This window comes from Lishizhenia sp., assembly GCF_033720595.1.
GTDB lineage: Bacteria > Bacteroidota > Bacteroidia > Flavobacteriales_D > Crocinitomicaceae > Lishizhenia.
Genome location: NZ_JAWWCF010000033.1, coordinates 1 through 19,691, shown reverse-complemented (window position 1 = coordinate 19,691; position 19,691 = coordinate 1). Strand labels below are relative to the sequence as shown.

Sequence of the window (19,691 nt, the reverse complement as noted above, 5' to 3'; positions counted from 1 at the left end):
GCCCTCTAACTCACCCATAAGCGCCACTCATACACACTTAACAACCAATCACACCCCTTCTCTTCCATTCGCCCAGCTTGTGGCATCAAATTTGGATTTCCTCTTTCATAATTTTAAAACTTATAATTATGATCGCGAAAAAAAATCCTAAGTTCAACTTAGAAAAAACAAGACTGGCCTACCTGCAACTCGGCCTATTCATCGGAGCATCGATGATACTCACTGCCTTTACTTGGAAAACACCAACAAGTAATGCTCAGAAGCAGCGTAACATGCAAGTGGCAGACATCCCCGTTGAAGTTGTACCTAAAATGGAAAAGATGGAAGAACAAAAGGAGGAAGAAGTATTTCAACCGAAGGACGATCCCACGCCTCCACAAAACCAACAAGCCCAGCAAAATAATATGGACTTGAATCAGGATCTTCAAAAACAACAAAACAAAGACAAGGATGTGGAACCTGCTATAGATCCGAAAATCGTTGACCACATCAAAATTGGAAACAATGAACTTCCACCCATTGGAGAACCACCCGTATTAGATGCACCGGTGGAGTATCCAGATAAGGACGCGGAATTTCCAGGAGGAAGTGTTCAAATGAAACAATTTCTTGTAGCAACAGCACAATACCCTGTGTACGATTTACAAGTGGGTAATAAGGGGAAAGTATACGTGATTTTCATTGTTGAAAAAGACGGAAGTATATCGAACGTTAAAACACTAAACTCAATATCTAAAGGTTTAGATCGCGAAGCGATACGTGTAATTAAAAGCATGCCGAAATGGAAACCAGCAGAGAAGGATGGCGAAAGGGTAAGAACCTACGTTAGAATTCCTATCAATTTCGAAACGCTTTAAGCGTATCAGCCTCAATAGGTCCAGCTTACTTCGGTAGGCTGGATTTTTTATTTCTAAAACGCTAGACATCTAAAAAAAGCCGTTACCCAATCAAGGATAACGGCTTTTTAGTATTTCAAACTATAGCTGAAACTATAGTGATCCAATCATTTTAGAAGGAACAACCCACTCGTCGTACTCTTCTGCAGTTAAATACCCTAAACGCACTGCTTCTTCTTTCAAAGTAGTTCCGTTTTGGTGTGCTGTGTTTGCAATCTCAGCTGCTTTGTAATAACCAATTTTTGTATTCAACGCTGTAACCAACATCAAAGAGTTGTTAACCAATTCGTCGATACGTTTGTGGTTTGGCTCAATTCCATCTGCACAGTGCTCTGCGAAAGAAACACAAGCATCTCCAATTAAACGTGCCGATTGCAACAAGTTTGCAGCCATCATTGGTTTAAATACGTTCAATTCGTAGTGACCTTGAGTACCACCTACAGTAACCGCAACATCATTCCCCATAACTTGCGCACATACCATAGTGATTGCCTCACATTGTGTAGGGTTCACTTTCCCTGGCATGATAGAAGATCCTGGCTCGTTTGCTGGGATGATGATTTCTCCAATTCCAGAACGTGGTCCTGAAGCCATCATACGAATATCGTTCGCAATTTTGTTTAAAGAAACAGCCAATTGTTTCAATGCTCCGTGAGACTCAACAATTGCATCGTGCGCTGCCAAAGCTTCGAATTTGTTCTCAGCAGTAATAAAAGGCATTCCTGTAAATTCAGCAATGTACTTCGCTACCAATACATCGTATCCTTTTGGTGTGTTGATACCTGTACCAACAGCAGTACCACCTAAGGCTAACTCAGAAAGGTGTGCCAAGGTGTTTTTTAATGCTTTTAAACCGTGGTCTAATTGAGAAACGTAACCAGAGAACTCTTGTCCTAACGTTAATGGCGTTGCATCCATCAAGTGCGTTCTACCAATTTTTACCACATCTTTAAATGCTTTTGCTTTTGCATCCAAGGTGTTTCTTAATCTTTCTACACCAGGAATTGTTGTTTCAACAATCATTTTGTACGCAGCAATGTGCATTCCTGTTGGGAAAGTATCGTTAGAAGATTGCGACTTGTTTACGTCGTCATTTGGAGCTAATAAACGTTCTCCTTCTCCTAATTTGTTTCCAGCAATAACATGACCTCTGTTAGCGATTACCTCGTTAGTGTTCATGTTAGACTGCGTTCCAGAACCTGTTTGCCAGATTACCAATGGGAACTGGTCGTTTAACTGGTTGTCTAAAATTTCGTCACATACTTTAGAAATCAAGTCTCTTTTTTCTGCTGGTAAAACACCTAATTCGCAGTTCGCGTGAGCAGCTGCTTTTTTCAAGTAAGCAAATCCGTGAACTACTTCTAAAGGCATAGAAGCTTCTGGACCAATTTTAAAGTTGTTTCTAGAACGCTCTGTTTGCGCTCCCCAATACTTATCGGCAGGTACCTTTACCTCCCCCATAGTATCTTTTTCTATTCTATATTCCATAATTCTATTGTATGAACGATTTATTTATTTAATTTTACCGCAAGTAAATTATTGATCACAAAAATAAGATTAAGATGAGTATTTTCGGAATAGTTTTGTTTCTTTTAATCGCTGGAATGGCATTTTGGTTAATTACCTTCTTATTAGGTTTCGCTGTACCATTCTGGATTACTTTAGGTGCATTTGAGCAACTAAAGCCAAAAAGAGTTTTTGAAGAAGAAGACAAATAGGTTAACACTCGTTTAATCTATTAATGATAAAACATTTTCAGGTGGTCGTCCAACGACCGCCTTTTTGTTTTTAATAACAATGGGTCTTTCAATTAATTTTGGATATTCAACCATAGCCGCTATCCACTCCTCTTCGCTTAAGGTTTTTCCTTTAAAGTTTTCTTTGTAGTCTGCTTCCCCTTTACGCAAAAGGTCTTCCGCTTTCATTCCCAACATGCCAAGAACTTCTTTCAATTCTTCTGCTGTAGGCGTGTTTTTTAAATATTCTACGATTTCTGGTTCTACTTGATTATCGCGCAACAATTGTAGTGCTTGACGACTCTTAGAACACCTTGGGTTGTGATATATTTTCATTGTGTAAACTTTTCTATCACAAAGATAAAAGGATGCACAAGCAATCAAAAGTTAGAAAGAATATTCAACTCCCAATCTTGTGCTTAAGCATTTACACTGAACTGAAAACTAAATTGAGAAGCCTCGTGCTCAACTTCGGCATTTAACTGCTTTTGCATCATTTTAATCAACTTCAGACCTAAGGAATTTGAAGCTTGATCAAGATCGTACCCCGGACCATTATCACTGTATTTTAAATGATATTCACCGTCCTCTTCATAGAATTTAATGGTAATTTCTCCTTTTTCCACATCCTTAAACGCATGCTTCACACTGTTGGTAAAGAGCTCATTTACCACCAACCCGAGCGGAAGGGCATAATCCATATTCAAAGAAATATCTTCTACCTCTAAATTCAAATCTAAAGGAGAGTTTGATGTACGCAATAAATGATTACACAAACTTTGCAGGTATTCTTTGATGTCAACATTCTCTAAAAAAGACTCATTATAGAGCATATTATGTATCTCTGCAATCGAAAAAACACGGTTAGCACTTTTTTGCAATTGCTCACGTAACTCTTCATTATTCGCCGATTTCAATTGCAAATGAAACAACCCATTCATCGTATTGAGGTTATTCTTTATTCTATGATGTACCTCACGAAGCATAGCCTCTCTACTCACCAAGGCTTTTTCAGCAACTTCCTTTCGCTCTTGGGTAAGCTGCACGATCTTCTTTTGGAAGGTATAACGCACCAAGAGGATAATACTCAAGGCTAAAACTAGCGTAGATACGGCGATAACTATCCAAATGGTAATTCGTTGACCATCTCTAATCTGTTTATTTTGCAACAATTCAATTTTGCTGTACTCTAATTCCTTTTGCTTTTCATAAATATCATAGAGCAACGCATATTGTTTGAGCTCCCTTCTTTTATTTTCATTGTACTTATCTTCACTTAATAATAAATACTGATTTAGAAATCCTTCGGCCCTATCGTGTTCTCCTTTTCGGTTCATGATACGGTAATGCGTGAAGTATTTTTGCAGTAATATTTTACTATCAATCACGGGGAGTCGAACTTCTTTATCCAAACTGTCTAATATCGCTTGAGCCCTATCATATTTCTGCATTTGTACATATACATCCGCTAAATCCACAAAGCTTTTCACAAAATGATGGTAGTCCACATAAACACAACCTTTCATGTAGTTATACAACAAGGGAACTGCCTCAGCTTCTCTACCTTTAGCAATATAAATCATCGCTTGATTTGCATCTAAAAGAGCATTGTAGTGATTCGTCATTTTATCATCAACCGTATTCCAATACCCCCGCGCCATTTCATTATACCTAACCACGGAATCATACTCTTTAATCTCCAAATAACAAAGGGCAATGTTATTACACAAAAATCCTAAAAAGTGCTTATTAATGGGTTTTACATTTGCCAGATGATCTCTCAGACTTTCTTTATATTTCAATGCAGCTGTTTCATATTCCTTCGCATCAAAGTAGAACTCGGCAGAGAGCATGTATTCTGTGTACGGTTTTCCTGAAACCTTCTCTGTTTTCTCTACTAATTGGTAATAGTAATCCTGAGCTTGTCTACCTTTATCAAGCATCCCCATCTTAAAGTAAGAGGTCGTTAAACATTGTGCTAACATTTTCCTCAACCAGTGTGGTAAACTATTATCTTTTAATTTTCTAAGGGAGTAACTGGCGCATTCTGTATAAGATTTCACGGCCATGAATTCCTTAAGGCGCAAGCAAATAGAATACACCCTATATTCTTTTTTTGTGATTTCTCCTGAAGCAAGTACTTGATCTAATTCTTTTTTTAAATCACTTCGATAAAACAAAAAAGCTTGGGGTGAAACGTAATGAATGTCATTGAGTATTCCCTCTCCAGTGATTTCTGGTTTTTCTTGGGCTACTCCTCTAAAAGAGAAGAGAATACTAAACAAAGAAAGTAGAAGTATTTTATAAGCATTCATAGTTGGAGTTTTCCAAAATTCATCTGGCCGTAGACAAACTTAAGCAACAAAAATACTGAAAAAAAAAGAGTCCTTTTCGGTAGAAAAGAACTCAACAAGTTTTTTGGTTTAATTGTAAAAGGTAGGTAGATTTTACATTACTTTCGGAAGTGCCACGGTTCTTTTTGAACGCGCTAAACCTATGACACTACTTCAGCTAAAACTTGACGTAGCGAAGATAGTTTCTAAAGTTTATAACTTAAGAAAAATGTGATTAATAACTGCTATGCGTGACGAATGCCTGCGAAACCTTGCTTAGGCGACGTCTAAAGCCTGTCTTACAGCTTCTTTAAATGATCTTGAAACCGGTATTTTAACCCCAGCCAATACGATGTTACTTGCTGAAACTTTCTCTATATACTCCTTATTAACAACGTAAGATCGATGCGTTTTTAAGAAATGTTCTTCCGGCAAAAGTCCTTCAACTTCTTTTAAAGTTTTACGGATAAGTTTACGCCCCATTTTTTCATGCACCTCGATATAGTTACCGAGTGACTTAATAAACAAGATTTGTTTGTACGGGGTACGTATGATGGTATTACTATTTTTAAGCACAAGACAGGCCTCTTTAGGCTCTTCTTCATGCGTAAACGTCTTCTGCAAGGCTAGACTAATCGCTACCTTCAAACGTTCAGAATCTATGGGTTTAAGCACAAAATCCACATAAGAAGTTTGCGCTGCCTCCCTCAAAGTGAATTTATCACTATTTGCTGTTAGATAAATAAAGGGTACATCAATTTTACTAGCTATGTCTATACCATTTAACTTGGCAGACCTAAGGTTAATGTCGAGAACAACTAAATCTGGACGCTCTAACTCTATGGTGTTTAATGCCACTTGAGGATCTCCTGTTACCCCTATTACATCATAACCAAATTCTTCAATAAAATCTTTCAGAACTTCCTGAGCAATTACATCATCTTCAACTATGAATATTCTCTCTTTCTTCATTCAAAAATAAATTCAACCTTATTTCGACCAGGAACCAAATAGTTCACCTCTGCTTTCAACTGCTTGGCCATTATCTCAATTAGTGTTAAGCCTAACCCTCCATCTATACTCTTGGTATCGGTGTAGCCTTTTCCATTATCTGCGTAGTAGAGTACAATTTTACCATTTTTCTGGTAAAGTTTAACATCTATACTCGGATAATCCTCTCCTTTAAACGCATATTTTACACTATTCGTAATTAATTCGTTCAAAATTAACCCAACGGGAACCGTTTTGTCGTGATCTAGCATCACCTCTTCGATGGAACAATTAAACTTTATATTTTCTGAGTACACCTCTTGTATACGACTCACAATTTTATTCAAATAACTCTTGGCATTCACTCCATCATCATAACCATCTTCAAATACGAGGTTATGTATTTCCGTAATGGTGTTTACACGAGCTACTCCATTTTTAAGGTGCCCTATCGCTTCTGTATTTGTGGTATTACGCATTTGCATACGAAACAAGCCACTCACTGTTTGTAAATTATTTTTAATTCGATGATGCATTTCTCGCATCATTAAATCTTTCAATTCTATTTGCCTTTTACTGCTTAATTGTCGTTCAACAGCATTCGCAATTTTTCTATTTTTCAATTGGGTAATAAGCACAAGTAATACAATTAACAACACCCCTATTACAATGAAAGAGACCACCCAGCCTATGAGTCGTTTGTTGTTTGCTTTAACCTCTTCTTGTTCTAAGATTTGTATCTCTTGTTCCTTTAACTTATTCTCCTTTGAAACAAGGTCGAACAAAACAGCAATTTGTTCTCGTTTTTCGTTCTCTTTACCACGTTTATCGCTTAGCTTTAAATCGTAATATTCTTCATGAACTTTTAGTGCTTCTTGGTATTTCTTTTCTGCCTTTAAGACTTCATATTTGGCCTCTAGAAAGTAAGTATACAGTATTTCAGGTTCTTCTATGCTATCCAATTCTGCAGCCAATAAATTAAACTGAGTGCGTGCTTCTTGATATTCTCCCAATTTTACATGCAGGTCTATGAGTTGACAACGAGAATGAAGGTGATTCCAATAATCTTTCTCCCTACTGCCATTTACATCGTTCAATATTAGCTCTTTTGCTTTGCGGTAGTTTCCTCTTAACTTTTCTAAAGTTGCTAAGTTTCCATCGAGCAAACCCATGAGATAGACACTATCCACCTTCACATCTGGCGTTTCCCTTGACCAGTAGTAGCGAGACTTTTCTAAATAATATTCCGCTGAATCTAATTCACCCAAGCTTGTAAAGGTGATGGCTATATTATTGAGTATATTTCCTTTGTAGTGATTATAAATTCTATCGTCATTCTCTACTTCTGCAAAATTCTTTTGAAAGGCTTTTAATGCCTTCTCATAATTCCCACTGCGGTAGTAATAAAGCCCTGGTTGTATATAATCGAGATGAATCTTACCATCACTATTTACAACCCCTTCATTTAAATCACGATAAATCTCATTCCATTTATTGGCTTCATCAAAGAGGTTTACATTGTAATAAGATAAAGCCAATCCTTTAGAATATTCTCTATAGAGCCATACTTGACTTTTATAATCTTCAACAAAATCTTCAACAACATCTATATATTGTGAATATTCTTCTTTTGCCAATAAAATTTTAGAATCAAGCAGATGACCGTAGATGGTTATGCTATCTTTTGCTTTTCCAGCAGAAGACGCAATGCTATCCAAGGTAATTTTCAACTCCCATTCCTTACTCAGAAGATAATTGAGGTCTTTCTCTTTTATTATCTTGAATACAGTTGTAGTAGAAATAAGATTCTGCCCAAAAACACAAGTAGTCACCACCATCATTAAGATGGAAGTGTAAATTAGTTTAAGCATGTGCACAAATTAAATACCATAGAGCATAATACCTATCATGAAATAGATAAAGAGCCCTAATACATCATTTACAGTAGTAATAAATGGTCCCGTTGCTAAAGCGGGATCAATTTTATATTTATCAAGCACCAAAGGTACTAAAGTTCCGAACATAGCCGCAAACATGATTACCGTAAACAAAGAAATACTCACGGTAAGACCAAGTATAACGTCTTCTAAAACGAAGGTTATTAAAAAAATGAGAACGGAACAAATCACACCATTTAACAAACCAACCAATGCTTCTTTCCCCACCTTTGATAGAATACTACCAAATTGAGAGGTTCCGTTTGCGATAGATTGAACCACAATAGCTGATGATTGTACCCCAACATTACCTCCCATAGCGGCGATTAAGGGTATAAAGAAAGCTAGTGCAGGAACTGCACCTATAGTAGATTCAAAGCTACCAATTACCTGCGCTCCTAAGATACCTCCCAGTAATCCGATCAACAACCACGGCAATCTCGCTCTACTCGTTTTCCAAACACTGGCATTAGATTCTACCTTTTCAGAGATACCCGACGCCATCTGGAAATCTTTATCTGCTTCTTCCTTGATTACGTCTACAACATCATCAATGGTAATTCTACCCACCAATTTCTTTTGTAAACTAACAACAGGTACAGAAACCAAATTATATTTCTCCATTACTTTGGCCACCTCTTCGCTTTCCATTCCTGTTGGAACTGAAATCACATTCTTACGAATACAAATGTCTCCAATAGCCGTTTTAGGACTGGCAAACAACAAGCTTTTCAGGGATAGCACACCCACCAACCTGTCTAGAGCGTCTACGACATAAATCGTATAGACTTTATCTACATCTTCGGCTTGCTTACGCAGTTCAATAACAGCTCTGTTTACGGGCCAGTTTTCACGGGCTTGGATATATTCGGTTTGCATCAATCCACCTGCCGTATCTTCGTCATAATTCAACAAATCTACAAGCTCGGCAGCATCGTCGTCTTCCATTTCTGCGATTACCTCAACTTGTTCTCGTTGCGATAATTCACCCAAAATATCTACGGCATCATCCGAATCTAAGTTCTCTAATTGTTCGGCAATTTGAACGGGAGTTAAAGATTTGATGAAACGCTCTCGCACTTCTTCTTCAAGCTCCATTAAAACATCTGCCTGCAAGTCCTCATTCAATCGATAATACACAGCTTTCGCTTGAGCATTATTCAATTCGTCCAAAATATCGGCGATGTCAGCCTCGTGCAAATCAAGTATCCGCTCATCTACAGTTGCAAAATCATTTACATCTATAGCCAAACGGATTTCATCCAAAAATTCTTTTGTTAACTCAAATTGCATGAGGCAAATATACTTTATCTGTTTTTAGCAGAAAACGAAAGGGCAGTTTTATTCTGCCATTACATTTTTTATAACAAGTCGTGCAGTTTGTCTCGTTTTCTGTTCCAACAAAGTTTCTTTCCCTACAGTAAGCCTATCAATGGTTTCAGTATCATAGTGACGAATCGTCACTAACTCCAAACCTTCGTTTACTTTGACTTCAAACTCTTCTGATAATTTCTCTTGTAAACACGTCAAATTAGTTTTTCCATCCACACAAAATGAGAAACTTAAAGCTGAGTTTTGCATGATATTAATCTTTGCATTACACGCAGAAAGTACTGCGAATATTCTACTCAAGTTTTCTTCTACAATGAATGAAAAGTCTTTGGGCGTAACAGAAATCAACACCTGATCCATTTTAAAAATAAAGCTGGGTACCAAATCATCATTCTCCATAGAACTTTGAATCACTGTACCTTCTGCCTCTGGGTTAAGGAAAGATTTTACAAACAAAGGAATTTGTTTATTCTGCAGCGGCTTAATTGTTTTAGGGTGAATAACTGACGCTCCATAATATGCCAATTCTATCGCTTCTCTAAAAGAAATAGAATCCAGTTTTACTGTATTATCAAACCACTTTGGATCCGCATTTAACATTCCAGGTACGTCTTTCCAAATCGTAACATCAACAGCATCTAAGCAATAGGCAAAAATACCCGCTGTAAAGTCAGACCCTTCCCTACCTAAAGTTGTTGTGAATCCTTCATCCGTATGTCCTAAAAAACCTTGGGTTACAAATATCTTTTTGTCGGCATGCTCGGCAATGGCCTTTTGAATGAGGCTTTGAGTTTTCTCCCAATCCACCTCTGCTTCTCTATATGCATGATTGGTTCTCACCAATTTACGCGCATCAAGCCACGCAGAATTATGGTATAAATTATCTATATAGGCTTGAACAATTTTCGTAGAAACCACTTCTCCTAAAGACACGATTTGATCATATTCAAAATCATAATTCTCGGCAATAGGAACATTCACTCTATTCCCTAAGTCATTGAATATTGTTTTAACCGTAGTAAAAATAGGATGGTTTTTCTCTTCAAATAAAGCATCTACAATCTGAAGATGAAAACGTTTTCGGTCTGCAACAAGACTTCTAAATTCGTCGTAGTTCTTCTCATACAAATGACGAGCTATTTCTTCCATGGCATTGGTTGTTTTCCCCATAGCCGAAACCACAACTAAAATTTTATCTTCAGGAAATAACCTTAATATTTCCCCAACATTTCTTACCGCATCTGCATCCTTAACCGATGCACCTCCAAATTTAAATACGCGCATTTTTCTGACTAAAATTTATTTGCGCTACGAAAATACGGCATATAGCCCTATATTTATTGGTGAATATCTAAAATTCATAAAGATTGAACGAAATCGAATTAAAACATCAATTTTCTAACATACAATACTTTGAGCAACTCCGGGCACAGGTGGAAAAAGATTTTGCTTTGGTCGGACTCCAAGTTGACTTCTCGAAGTGTTCGGATTTAGAAAAACTTGAAAAACATCTTTTAGAAGACTTACGCTATTTCAGCATCAACCAAGCTCAGGCTTTGGTTCAATTATTTTATTCTATCGACCTAAATGAAAACCGTTTAGAGCAGATGCTACAAGACGGACAGGATAATTACTACCGTCAATTAGCTCAAGCAATTTTACAAAGAGAAGCACAAAAAGTAATTCTTCGCATTCACTATTCCTCTCATTAACACGTTTACATTTTTAACTGCAAGAATTCACAGTTTCTAGGCTGATTACGAGTGTATTTAACAGAAATAACCTAAGCTTAAAATCTGCTTTATGAGAAATTGTAATCCTATGCTATAAATTGACTGAAATTTTTTAGGAAATAAAGATCTAAAAAGCATAAAAGTCTTAGCTTTGTCCTTCCATAATTGTACAAAAGAAATGGATAAGGTATCATATGTAGGGAATGCTGATGTAAATGCGATAGAACATTTATATCAATCATACAAAAAAGACCCTGAAAGTGTAGAGCCAGGATGGCAAAAATTTTTCGAGGGTTTCGAATTTGCACAAACTGACTACGAGAACGACGGAGAAATTCCAGAAAATTTTCAAAAAGAATTCAAAGTATTAAACCTCATCAACGGTTACCGTTCGAGGGGGCACTTATTTACTCAAACTAACCCTGTAAGGGAAAGAAGAAAATATGCCCCAACGTTAGACATCGAGAACTTCGGTTTAACAGAAGCGGATTTAGACTTATCCTTCCAAGCAGGATCTGAAATAGGTATTGGTACATCTACTTTACGTGAGATTATCGATCATTTAAAAGCTTCATACTGCCAGAGTATTGGTATTGAGTACGCATACATGCGTGAGCCAGAGCGTAAAGCTTGGTTTATGAACCGCGTAGAGCTAAAGAATAGACCTCACTTCACTCCGGAACAGAAAAAAGCAATGTTCATGAAATTAAATCATGCAACAATCTTTGAACAGTTCTTGCAGAAAAAGTATGTAGGTCAAAAGCGTTTCTCTGTTGAAGGAGGTGAAGCATTAATCTCTGGATTAAACCACTTGGTAACGAAAGGTGCTAAAAGTGGTGTGGAAGAGTTTGTTGTAGGTATGGCGCACAGAGGACGTTTGAATACTTTGGTGAACATTTTTGACAAAGACTTTGAACAACTGTTTAGAGAATTTGACGGAAAGGAATTCGAAGAAGATGAAAGTTTCGATGGCGACGTTAAATACCACATGGGTGAATCTGGTGTAAAAAACATCGACGGAAAAGATGTTCGTTTAACATTGGCTCCAAACCCATCTCACTTAGAAGCTGTAGACCCAGTTGTTGAAGGTATCGTTAGAGCAAAAATCGATGACTACATTCAATCTGAAGATAAAATTGTTCCTGTATTAGTTCACGGAGACGGTGCCATTGCTGGTCAAGGTATCGTTTACGAGGTAATACAAATGGCACAGCTTGATGGTTACAGAACTGGAGGTACAATTCACATTGTAGTAAATAACCAAGTTGGATTTACGACAAACTACTTAGATGCGCGTTCTTCTACGTACTGTACAGATGTTGCTAAAACAACATTGAGTCCAGTATTCCACGTAAATGGAGACGACATTGAAGCGGTTTCACAGGTAATGGAAATTGCATTAGATTACAGACAAAAGTTCAAACAAGATATTTTCATTGACCTATTGTGTTACAGAAAGTATGGACACAACGAAGGTGATGAACCGAAGTTTACACAGCCTACTTTATATAAGGCAATCGCAAAACACCCAAACCCAAGAGAGATTTACTTGAATCAATTGGTAGCGGAAGGTATAATGACTGCTGAAGAAGGTAAGGAAATTGAAGTAAGCTTTACGAAAGAATTACAAGAGAAGTTTGACAACTCTAAAAAAGAGGATAAAGCTTCTATCAAAAACTTTATCGATCACAAAAACATGGACGGATTCATTACAGCTTCTGCAGCTGTTTTTGAACAAAGCCCAGACACAAGTTTCGATAAAGACAAGTTATACGAATTAGGTAAAAAAATCACGACCCTTCCTGAAGGTAAAAAGTACTTCAGAAAAGTTGAAAAACTTTTCAAGGATAGAGTGAAGATGATAGAGAAAAATGAATTGGACTGGGGTACAGCAGAGATGTTGGCTTACGGAAGTTTATTATCAGAAGGTCACCCTGTTCGTATTTCAGGACAAGATGTTGAGCGTGGTACTTTCTCTCACCGTCATGCTGTTGTAAAAACGGAAGACAACGAGGAAGAAATCTTGACTTTAAACTTGTTATCTGAAGACCAAGCTAAATTCACAATTTACAACTCATTACTTTCAGAGTACGGAGTTTTAGGTTTTGATTACGGTTACTCTTTAGCACAGCAAAACGGATTAACAATTTGGGAAGCGCAGTTCGGTGATTTCATGAACGGTGCTCAAATTATGATAGACCAATTCATTTACCCTGCAGAGGATAAGTGGAAAGTTCAATCTGGATTGGTAATGTTGTTACCACACGGATACGAAGGTCAAGGTGCTGAGCACTCTTCTGCACGTTTAGAACGTTTCTTACAAAACTGTGGAGACTTGAACGTACAGGTAGTTAACTCAACAACTCCAGCTAACCACTTCCACGCATTGCGTAGACAGTTGAAGCGTGAGTTTAGAAAGCCATTGGTTGTAATGTCTCCAAAAATGTTATTGCGTTACCCTAAAGCAGTTTCATCTATGGATGAATTGGCAAATGGAAGATTCCAAGAGGTAATCGATGATCCAAGAAACATTCACGCTTCTGCAAATGCGGTAGTATTATGTTCTGGAAAAGTGTACTACGATTTCATCGAAGAAGCTGAGAAGAGAAACATTACAGACGTTGCTTTCGTAAGAGTGGAGCAATTGTACCCATTACCAAAAACGCAAATTGATGCAATTTTGGCCAAGTACAAGAATGCTGACAAAGTGATTTGGGGACAAGAAGAACCAGAAAACATGGGAGCTTGGACGCACATCGCAATGGAACTAAGAGGTATGGACATAGAGGTTGTGGCAAGACCAAGATCATCTGCTCCTGCTTGTGGTTCTAAAGTAACGCACACAAGAAGATTAAAGAATTTATTTGATAACTTATTTGTTAAAGCTGGAGTTACAGCCTAAGTACAAATAGAAAACAAAAGAAAATGTCAGTTTTAGAAATGAAAGTACCGAGTCCGGGAGAATCTATCTCAGAAGTAGAGATAGCGGAATGGTTGGTATCTGACGGAGACTATGTTGAAAAAGATCAGGCTATCGCAGAGGTAGATTCTGACAAAGCAACATTAGAGTTACCTGCAGAAGAAGCAGGAATCATAACATTAAAAGCTGAGGAAGGTGATACTGTAGCTGTTGGACAAGTTGTTTGTTTGATAGACACAAGTGCAGAAGCACCAGCTGGAGCACCGAAAAAGGAAGCAGCTCCTGCACCAGTTCAAGAAGAGGCGAAAGCACCTGCAGCAGCGCCAGCGAAAGCAGAAGCAGCAGCTCCTTCTCCAAACCCTGTGAAAAAAGAAAGCTACGCTACAGGAACTCCTTCTGTTGCAGCAGCTAAAAAGATGGCTGAGAATAACATCTCTGCTAATCAAGTAAACGGAACAGGTAAAGACGGAAGAATTACAAAACAAGACGTTGTTGCAGCAATGGCAGCAGGTTTCCCTACAGAAGCAACTGCAGGATGGGGTGGAACTCGTGACATTGAGCGCAAGAAAATGTCTATGATGCGTAGAAAGATTGCTGAGCGTTTAGTAGCTGTGAAGAACGATACAGCTATGCTTACAACTTTCAACGAAGTTGATATGAAGCCTATCATGGATTTGAGAACGAAATACAAAAAGCAGTTCGCTGAGTTCCATGAAGTAAACTTAGGATTCATGTCTTTCTTTACAAAAGCTGTTACAGAAGCATTGAACTTATTCCCTGCCGTTAATGCACAAATCGACGGTAAAGAAATGGTGATGCACAACTACGCAGATATAGGTATCGCAGTATCATCTCCAAAAGGATTATTGGTACCAGTTGTTCGTAACGCAGAGCAAATGTCATTGGCTGAAATCGAAAAAGAAATTAAGCGTTTGGCAATTAAAGCAAGAGATGGAAAAATTACTCCAGACGAAATGACTGGTGGAACATTTACAATCACGAATGGTGGTGTATTCGGTTCTATGATGTCCACTCCTATTATCAACCCTCCACAATCTGCAATTTTGGGTATGCACAACATCGTTGAGCGTCCAGTAGCAATTGACGGAAAAGTTGAGATTAGACCAATGATGTACTTAGCACTTTCTTACGATCACAGAATTATTGATGGTAAAGAATCTGTAAGCTTCTTGGTGAAAGTGAAAGAAATGTTAGAAAACCCAGAAAGAATGATTTTCGGAGCAAAAGATCCATACGAAGTTCTTTTAGGATTATAAATAAAACCTTACACATAATAAAAAGGTGGAGTTTAATTACTCCACCTTTTTTTTGCGCATTAATTTTATCTTAACTTGCCTACAATTAACTCATTAACAAGTGCAAGAAACTGAAATCAAACTACAACAATCCAGACTCTCCATTATTATATGGATGAGTTTCTGCATAGCGGTGTTTTACTTTCTTTATTTCATTACAGAACTCTTCTCACCTTCTCTTGCCGACCAACTCTCCAAACTCCAAGAAATAAATACCTACAGTGAAAACTTAGAAGCTTTTAAAACAGAACTTCACAGCTACGAAAAACTCAACTTTGCCTCGCACATTCTAGGTTTGCTTGCAGCAAGCTTAATCGTGATTAGTGTTATACGCATGCAACTGCACATTCCAAAGAGTTACAAATTATATTTAATCGCCATACTAACATGTATAGCTTACAACATCTCTCAACTCTTCCTGATTTTTAACAGTTGGAACCAAACCACTATGATGAATATCGGAGGTATGCCGAACAATTCGGTCACCATCTACCAATACGTACAATCTTTGCTCGATAGTTTTAATTTGAGTACGCACCTCCTATTTATATCCGTCGCTCTCATTTTCTTAATCTTCAATGTGTTTTTCATCAACCACGGCAAGACCAAATACCTGTTCAAACTCTATTCTGCATCAGAAGAGTAAACAATACTCTCTTTTTAAATTACAGAGCTATTGAGAATAGAATACATTAGTTATTTTTGAAGCTATGAAAAAAGTATTCTTGATTTTAAGTGTAACGCTTTCTGTTATCGCGTGTAAAAACGAAACTGAAGTAAAAGAAGATGCCTTTGTATACGAAGAGGACACCACTCAAGTATCTATAGAAGATGAACATCAATCTTTGATCTCTCAATTGGAGCAAGATCCAAATAACGTAAAGGCCTTACTTGATTTAGCAAACTTTTACAAGGAAGCTATGATCTACCAAGAGGTACTTCCGAATGCAGCAAAAGCTTTCCGTTTAGACAGTACAAATATTGATGCTAGAAAACTATATGCTTGGTCTTTAATTAATCAATACAACCCTAAAGTAGAAGACATCCTTTTAGCTCAAAACCAATTTGAGTACATCCTTACTAAGGAACCAAATAATGCAGAAACTTACGTAAACATCGCTACTACTTACACCTTAATGGGCGATTACAAAACCTCTTTCAATTATTTGGATGAAGCCATTAAAATTGATAGAGAATATAGAGATGCTTACATTCTAAAAGGAACGAATTATAGAGCACTTGAAAACGAAGAACTTGCAGTTTCTAGTTACGAAACGGCTTTGCAATTAGATCAAGAATATGCCGAAGGCTTTATTAATGTTGCCGATTACTACGTAGAAATTGGAAACCCTATTGCTTTAGAATACTACCAAACTGCTTACGACTTAAACCCTACTTTAAAAAATTTAAAAGTAAGAGCACTCTATGGAATTGCAAAAACACAGCAAGACTTAGGTAAATACGAAGAGGCATTGCATAATTATAGAACCTTAGCCGAATTAGCTCCTACATTTGAACCTGCTTATTTCAACCCTGCCTACATCAAACAATTTAAGCAAATGGAGTTGGACAGTGCTATCTACTATTACAATGAATGTGTAGATGTAAATCCCGAATATATTGATGCGTGGCACAACCTTGGACTAGCGTATGCTGAGCAAGGAAGAAAATCAGATGCAGCAAGAGCATTTTCTACTGCCTTACGTATAGACCCAAAATACACGAAGTCTAAAGAAGCTGCAGAGAAGCTTTTAAAATAATGCAGAAAAAACAACAAATCATTTTGAGCCTGGGGGATATTCTTATCCCCCTTTTCGGTTTATTTTATTTAGACTGGTCGCTTTATTTCATAGCCCTCTACCTCCTTTTTGATCTCCTTGGAAGCTACATCTTCTATCTCATCAAAGCTAGGAAACGAATAGCTTATTCTAGAAGTTTAGAGGACAAAAACAAATTCCGTTCAGGTACAATCTCCCTGGCTTTTACTCTGCTAGCTATAATTGCTGCCACCTACCTTTTTGTATTGAATACAAATCCTAAGATTGACTTTTCTCAAGCCTTCGTTTCATTCTTGATGTATATCGAAGAACCTATCCCTCTTCCACAGTTCTGGTTTTTAATTCCTTTGATACTACTGCCACCTTATCAGCAATATAAGATGGAATTCATCATGCGTCAAAAATTTAGAACAACAACAGTAAACTCACTCACCACAAGTTTCCATAAAGATTTACTTTTCGCTATTGCCTTCCTTGGAATAGGTATAGGTATTAGCTATTTTTTAGTACTCCCTAGCTTCATTTGGCTCCTCGGTTTTATAATTCTTAAATTAGTGTATGACTTCATTATAAAATGAACGAATATTAGCTTAAACAAAACGAATATAACTTCCCTAGGATTTTAGTCAAATTAACTCCAAAATGACTTGTTTCTCCCTGAATTAAACTTATATTTAACATTTACACTTTATTACTGTTAAATATAAAACATATCATGAAACAAATTCTAATTCTCGGTGCTGGACTATCATCATCTTCACTAATACGTTATCTACTTAACAACGCCGAGGAACAGCAATGGTTTATACATCTCTGTGATCAGGATATTGAAATAGCACAAAAGAAAATTAACAAGCATTCTCATGGAGAAGCCCATTCTTTTAACGCCCTAGACCCAGAGGTTAGAAGACCATGGATAGAAAAGTCGGACATCGTTATCAGCATGCTTCCTGCTCGTTTTCACGTAGAGGTGGCAAAAGACTGCATCAATTTAAAAACAAATTTAATTACCCCTTCCTATGTGTCGCCTGAAATGCAAGCGCTTTCGGCAGAAGCAGAAAAAGCAGGTATCATTATTATGAACGAAATTGGAGTTGATCCAGGCATAGACCATATGAGTGCTATGCGCGTTCTTGATCAAATTCATGCAAAGGGAGGTAAAATGCACATCTTTGAATCTTTCTGTGGTGGACTTGTTGCACCTGAAAGTGATGACAACCCATGGAATTACAAATTCACTTGGAACCCAAGAAACGTTGTTTTGGCCGGACAAGGAGGTGCTGCTAAATTCATTCAAGAAAATAAATACAAATACATCCCATATCACAAGCTGTTTAGAAGAACTGAGATCATTAACATTGAAGGCTATGGCCTCTTCGAAGGATACGCCAACAGAGATTCTCTTTCTTACAGGGACGTTTATGGTTTACACGACATCCCTACCATATATAGAGGAACCTTAAGAAGAAAGGGATTTTCAAGAGCTTGGGACGTATTTGTTCAATTAGGTTGTACAGATGATTCTTACGTTTTAGAAGGAAGTGAAAACATGACCAACAGAGATTTCATCAACTCATTTTTACCTTATAATGAAAATGACAGTGTTGAATTAAAGCTACGCCATTATTTAAAAATTGATCTTGATGATACGTTGTGGGATAAATTGGTATGGTTAGATATTTTTGACTGTAAAAAGAAAATAGGTTTAAAGAACGCCACTCCTGCTCAGATTCTTCAACACATCTTAGAAGACAAATGGAGCTTGCATGACGACGACAAGGATATGATTGTGATGTACCACAAATTTGTTTATGTACACAACAATGAATTCCACGAAGAAACATCTGAAATGGTAAATATTGGAGAAAACCAAACCTTTACTTCCATGAGTAATACGGTAGGATTACCTGTAGGAATTTGTACCAAACTAATGTTGAATAACGCGATAGAAAGAAAAGGCGTGCTTCGTCCTATTTATAAAGAGATCTATAATCCAATCTTGGATGAACTCGAAGAACATAACATCAAGTTTATTGAAAAGAAAATAAATCCACCTCGTCTTTACTCTAACGATCAGCCTTGGAGCTAGGACAGCATACAGCAAATGTATGGAGTAAGAGGAATTTCAGAAAACGGAGTTGGTTTACACCATCTCCGTTTTTGAGTATAGGAAAAAGAGGTATACCATGAAAAAAGTCGCTCATCTCGACTCCGCTCGATAACTTCCTCTACAACTTTATTATTACTCTGATTTTAGGTTTCCAAACGAAGCGTTGTGGTGAGCCAAGTCGAACTATCGAGAAGCCCCAACAAGCAACAATCTTTTTTCAGTATTGAATTTCAACTGGCCTTATAAATGAAACTTTATTTTTCAATACGGAAGCTTAGAGAGTTCGTTAAGCTCGGTAGAGATCCAACGAACGAACTTGGCTTTCATGAAGTAAAAGGAAGTTTTAATTACACAGCCTAGTGTTTTCTTTGGTTCGTTTCTTCCGCTGTGCTGAGCGAAGCCGAAGTATTATCAATGAAAAAGAAATGAACAGAACATTAGCACGGAGTATGAACGAAAACCTCACCCATCACAATTATCAATACAAAACTATTCTTATCACAAATAATACAACTTTCATTTTCACGTTTAAAACATTAGCTCTATCTTTGCGCCTTTGAAATTCAATTACTATGTCAGTAGGAGTTAAAATATTTGCAGGAAGAGCTTC

Annotated in this window: 16 protein-coding genes; 9 read left to right on the top strand and 7 right to left on the bottom strand. The window is 37.3% G+C overall.

All coding sequences use genetic code 11. The features are described 5' to 3' along the window. Window positions 1-128: 128 nt before the first annotated feature. Entirely contained in the window at window positions 129-857 is a 729-nt protein-coding gene (locus R3333_RS04030) for a TonB family protein (RefSeq protein ID WP_318957397.1), read from the top strand. A gap of 132 nt (window positions 858-989) precedes the next feature. Here R3333_RS04030 and fumC read toward each other — a convergent pair whose 3' ends face one another. Beyond that, on the bottom strand, window positions 990-2,384 hold the full coding sequence (gene fumC / locus R3333_RS04025) for a class II fumarate hydratase (protein WP_318957396.1): 1,395 nt from the start codon (window positions 2,382-2,384) through the stop codon (window positions 990-992). Between the two features lie 74 nt (window positions 2,385-2,458). Between fumC and R3333_RS04020 the strand changes: the two genes are divergently transcribed. Beyond that, entirely contained in the window at window positions 2,459-2,614 is a 156-nt protein-coding gene (locus tag R3333_RS04020; protein WP_170853718.1) for a hypothetical protein, read from the top strand. Window positions 2,615-2,626: 12 nt separating this feature from the next. Here R3333_RS04020 and arsC read toward each other — a convergent pair whose 3' ends face one another. The 6 genes from arsC to R3333_RS03990 form a co-directional block, all read right to left on the bottom strand. After that, window positions 2,627-2,968: an arsenate reductase (glutaredoxin) gene (arsC, locus tag R3333_RS04015; protein WP_318957392.1), complete on the bottom strand. Its 342-nt coding sequence runs from the start codon at window positions 2,966-2,968 to the stop codon at window positions 2,627-2,629. Window positions 2,969-3,051: 83 nt separating this feature from the next. Next, window positions 3,052-4,947 carry a sensor histidine kinase gene (locus tag R3333_RS04010; protein WP_318957391.1) on the bottom strand — a complete coding sequence of 632 codons (1,896 nt, stop codon included), beginning with the start codon at window positions 4,945-4,947 and terminating at the stop codon, window positions 3,052-3,054. A 294-nt stretch (window positions 4,948-5,241) separates the two neighbouring features. Continuing rightward, window positions 5,242-5,937: a response regulator transcription factor gene (locus R3333_RS04005; RefSeq protein WP_318957390.1), complete on the bottom strand. Its 696-nt coding sequence runs from the start codon at window positions 5,935-5,937 to the stop codon at window positions 5,242-5,244. Further along, window positions 5,934-7,826 (bottom strand): histidine kinase dimerization/phosphoacceptor domain -containing protein, encoded by a 1,893-nt coding sequence (locus tag R3333_RS04000; RefSeq protein WP_318957389.1) that lies wholly within the window; start codon window positions 7,824-7,826, stop codon window positions 5,934-5,936. Before R3333_RS04000 ends, R3333_RS04005 begins: the two co-directional genes overlap by 4 nt. 9 nt (window positions 7,827-7,835) lie before the next feature. Beyond that, on the bottom strand, window positions 7,836-9,185 hold the full coding sequence (gene mgtE / locus R3333_RS03995) for a magnesium transporter (protein WP_318957388.1): 1,350 nt from the start codon (window positions 9,183-9,185) through the stop codon (window positions 7,836-7,838). Between the two features lie 48 nt (window positions 9,186-9,233). Beyond that, window positions 9,234-10,508 carry an aspartate kinase gene (locus R3333_RS03990; protein ID WP_318957386.1) on the bottom strand — a complete coding sequence of 425 codons (1,275 nt, stop codon included), beginning with the start codon at window positions 10,506-10,508 and terminating at the stop codon, window positions 9,234-9,236. Window positions 10,509-10,591: 83 nt separating this feature from the next. On the opposite strand from R3333_RS03990, the gene R3333_RS03985 reads away from it, so the two are divergent. The 7 genes from R3333_RS03985 (at window position 10,592) to R3333_RS03955 (ending at window position 19,060) form a co-directional block, all read left to right on the top strand. After that, a complete protein-coding gene (locus tag R3333_RS03985; RefSeq protein WP_318957385.1) occupies window positions 10,592-10,936 on the top strand; it encodes a hypothetical protein in 345 nt (114 codons plus the stop codon). Window positions 10,937-11,135: 199 nt separating this feature from the next. Next, complete coding sequence (locus R3333_RS03980; protein WP_318957384.1) at window positions 11,136-13,859, top strand: 2-oxoglutarate dehydrogenase E1 component; 2,724 nt, start codon at window positions 11,136-11,138, stop codon at window positions 13,857-13,859. Between the two features lie 23 nt (window positions 13,860-13,882). Beyond that, a complete protein-coding gene (gene odhB / locus R3333_RS03975) occupies window positions 13,883-15,154 on the top strand; it encodes a 2-oxoglutarate dehydrogenase complex dihydrolipoyllysine-residue succinyltransferase (RefSeq protein WP_318957383.1) in 1,272 nt (423 codons plus the stop codon). A gap of 154 nt (window positions 15,155-15,308) precedes the next feature. Further along, the gene (locus R3333_RS03970) at window positions 15,309-15,839 is read left to right on the top strand and encodes a hypothetical protein (RefSeq protein ID WP_318957382.1); all 531 of its coding nucleotides are present in this window, start codon (window positions 15,309-15,311) and stop codon (window positions 15,837-15,839) included. 64 nt (window positions 15,840-15,903) lie between these two features. Next, window positions 15,904-16,953, top strand: coding sequence for a tetratricopeptide repeat protein (locus R3333_RS03965; RefSeq protein WP_318957380.1), 1,050 nt, complete (start codon window positions 15,904-15,906; stop codon window positions 16,951-16,953). Then, window positions 16,953-17,549 carry a hypothetical protein gene (locus R3333_RS03960; RefSeq protein WP_318957379.1) on the top strand — a complete coding sequence of 199 codons (597 nt, stop codon included), beginning with the start codon at window positions 16,953-16,955 and terminating at the stop codon, window positions 17,547-17,549. The genes R3333_RS03965 and R3333_RS03960 overlap by 1 nt, the downstream gene beginning before the upstream one ends. Window positions 17,550-17,686: 137 nt before the next feature. After that, window positions 17,687-19,060: a saccharopine dehydrogenase family protein gene (locus R3333_RS03955; protein WP_318957378.1), complete on the top strand. Its 1,374-nt coding sequence runs from the start codon at window positions 17,687-17,689 to the stop codon at window positions 19,058-19,060. The last annotated feature ends 631 nt before the right edge of the window (window positions 19,061-19,691 follow it).

Excerpts from the sequence above, each read along its gene's own strand:
- R3333_RS04010 (WP_318957391.1), bottom strand. The coding sequence starts at position 4,947 with ATGAATGCTTATAAAATACTTCTACTTTCTTTGTTTAGTATTCTCTTC.
- odhB (WP_318957383.1), top strand. The coding sequence starts at position 13,883 with ATGTCAGTTTTAGAAATGAAAGTACCGAGTCCGGGAGAATCTATCTCA.
- R3333_RS04000 (WP_318957389.1), bottom strand. The coding sequence starts at position 7,826 with ATGCTTAAACTAATTTACACTTCCATCTTAATGATGGTGGTGACTACT.
- R3333_RS03990 (WP_318957386.1), bottom strand. The coding sequence starts at position 10,508 with ATGCGCGTATTTAAATTTGGAGGTGCATCGGTTAAGGATGCAGATGCG.
- R3333_RS03970 (WP_318957382.1), top strand. The coding sequence starts at position 15,309 with ATGAGTTTCTGCATAGCGGTGTTTTACTTTCTTTATTTCATTACAGAA.
- R3333_RS03965 (WP_318957380.1), top strand. The coding sequence starts at position 15,904 with ATGAAAAAAGTATTCTTGATTTTAAGTGTAACGCTTTCTGTTATCGCG.
- mgtE (WP_318957388.1), bottom strand. The coding sequence starts at position 9,185 with ATGCAATTTGAGTTAACAAAAGAATTTTTGGATGAAATCCGTTTGGCT.
- R3333_RS03960 (WP_318957379.1), top strand. The coding sequence starts at position 16,953 with ATGCAGAAAAAACAACAAATCATTTTGAGCCTGGGGGATATTCTTATC.
- fumC (WP_318957396.1), bottom strand. The coding sequence starts at position 2,384 with ATGGAATATAGAATAGAAAAAGATACTATGGGGGAGGTAAAGGTACCT.
- R3333_RS04005 (WP_318957390.1), bottom strand. The coding sequence starts at position 5,937 with ATGAAGAAAGAGAGAATATTCATAGTTGAAGATGATGTAATTGCTCAG.
- R3333_RS04020 (WP_170853718.1), top strand. The coding sequence starts at position 2,459 with ATGAGTATTTTCGGAATAGTTTTGTTTCTTTTAATCGCTGGAATGGCA.
- R3333_RS03980 (WP_318957384.1), top strand. The coding sequence starts at position 11,136 with ATGGATAAGGTATCATATGTAGGGAATGCTGATGTAAATGCGATAGAA.
- R3333_RS04030 (WP_318957397.1), top strand. The coding sequence starts at position 129 with ATGATCGCGAAAAAAAATCCTAAGTTCAACTTAGAAAAAACAAGACTG.
- R3333_RS03955 (WP_318957378.1), top strand. The coding sequence starts at position 17,687 with ATGAAACAAATTCTAATTCTCGGTGCTGGACTATCATCATCTTCACTA.
- arsC (WP_318957392.1), bottom strand. The coding sequence starts at position 2,968 with ATGAAAATATATCACAACCCAAGGTGTTCTAAGAGTCGTCAAGCACTA.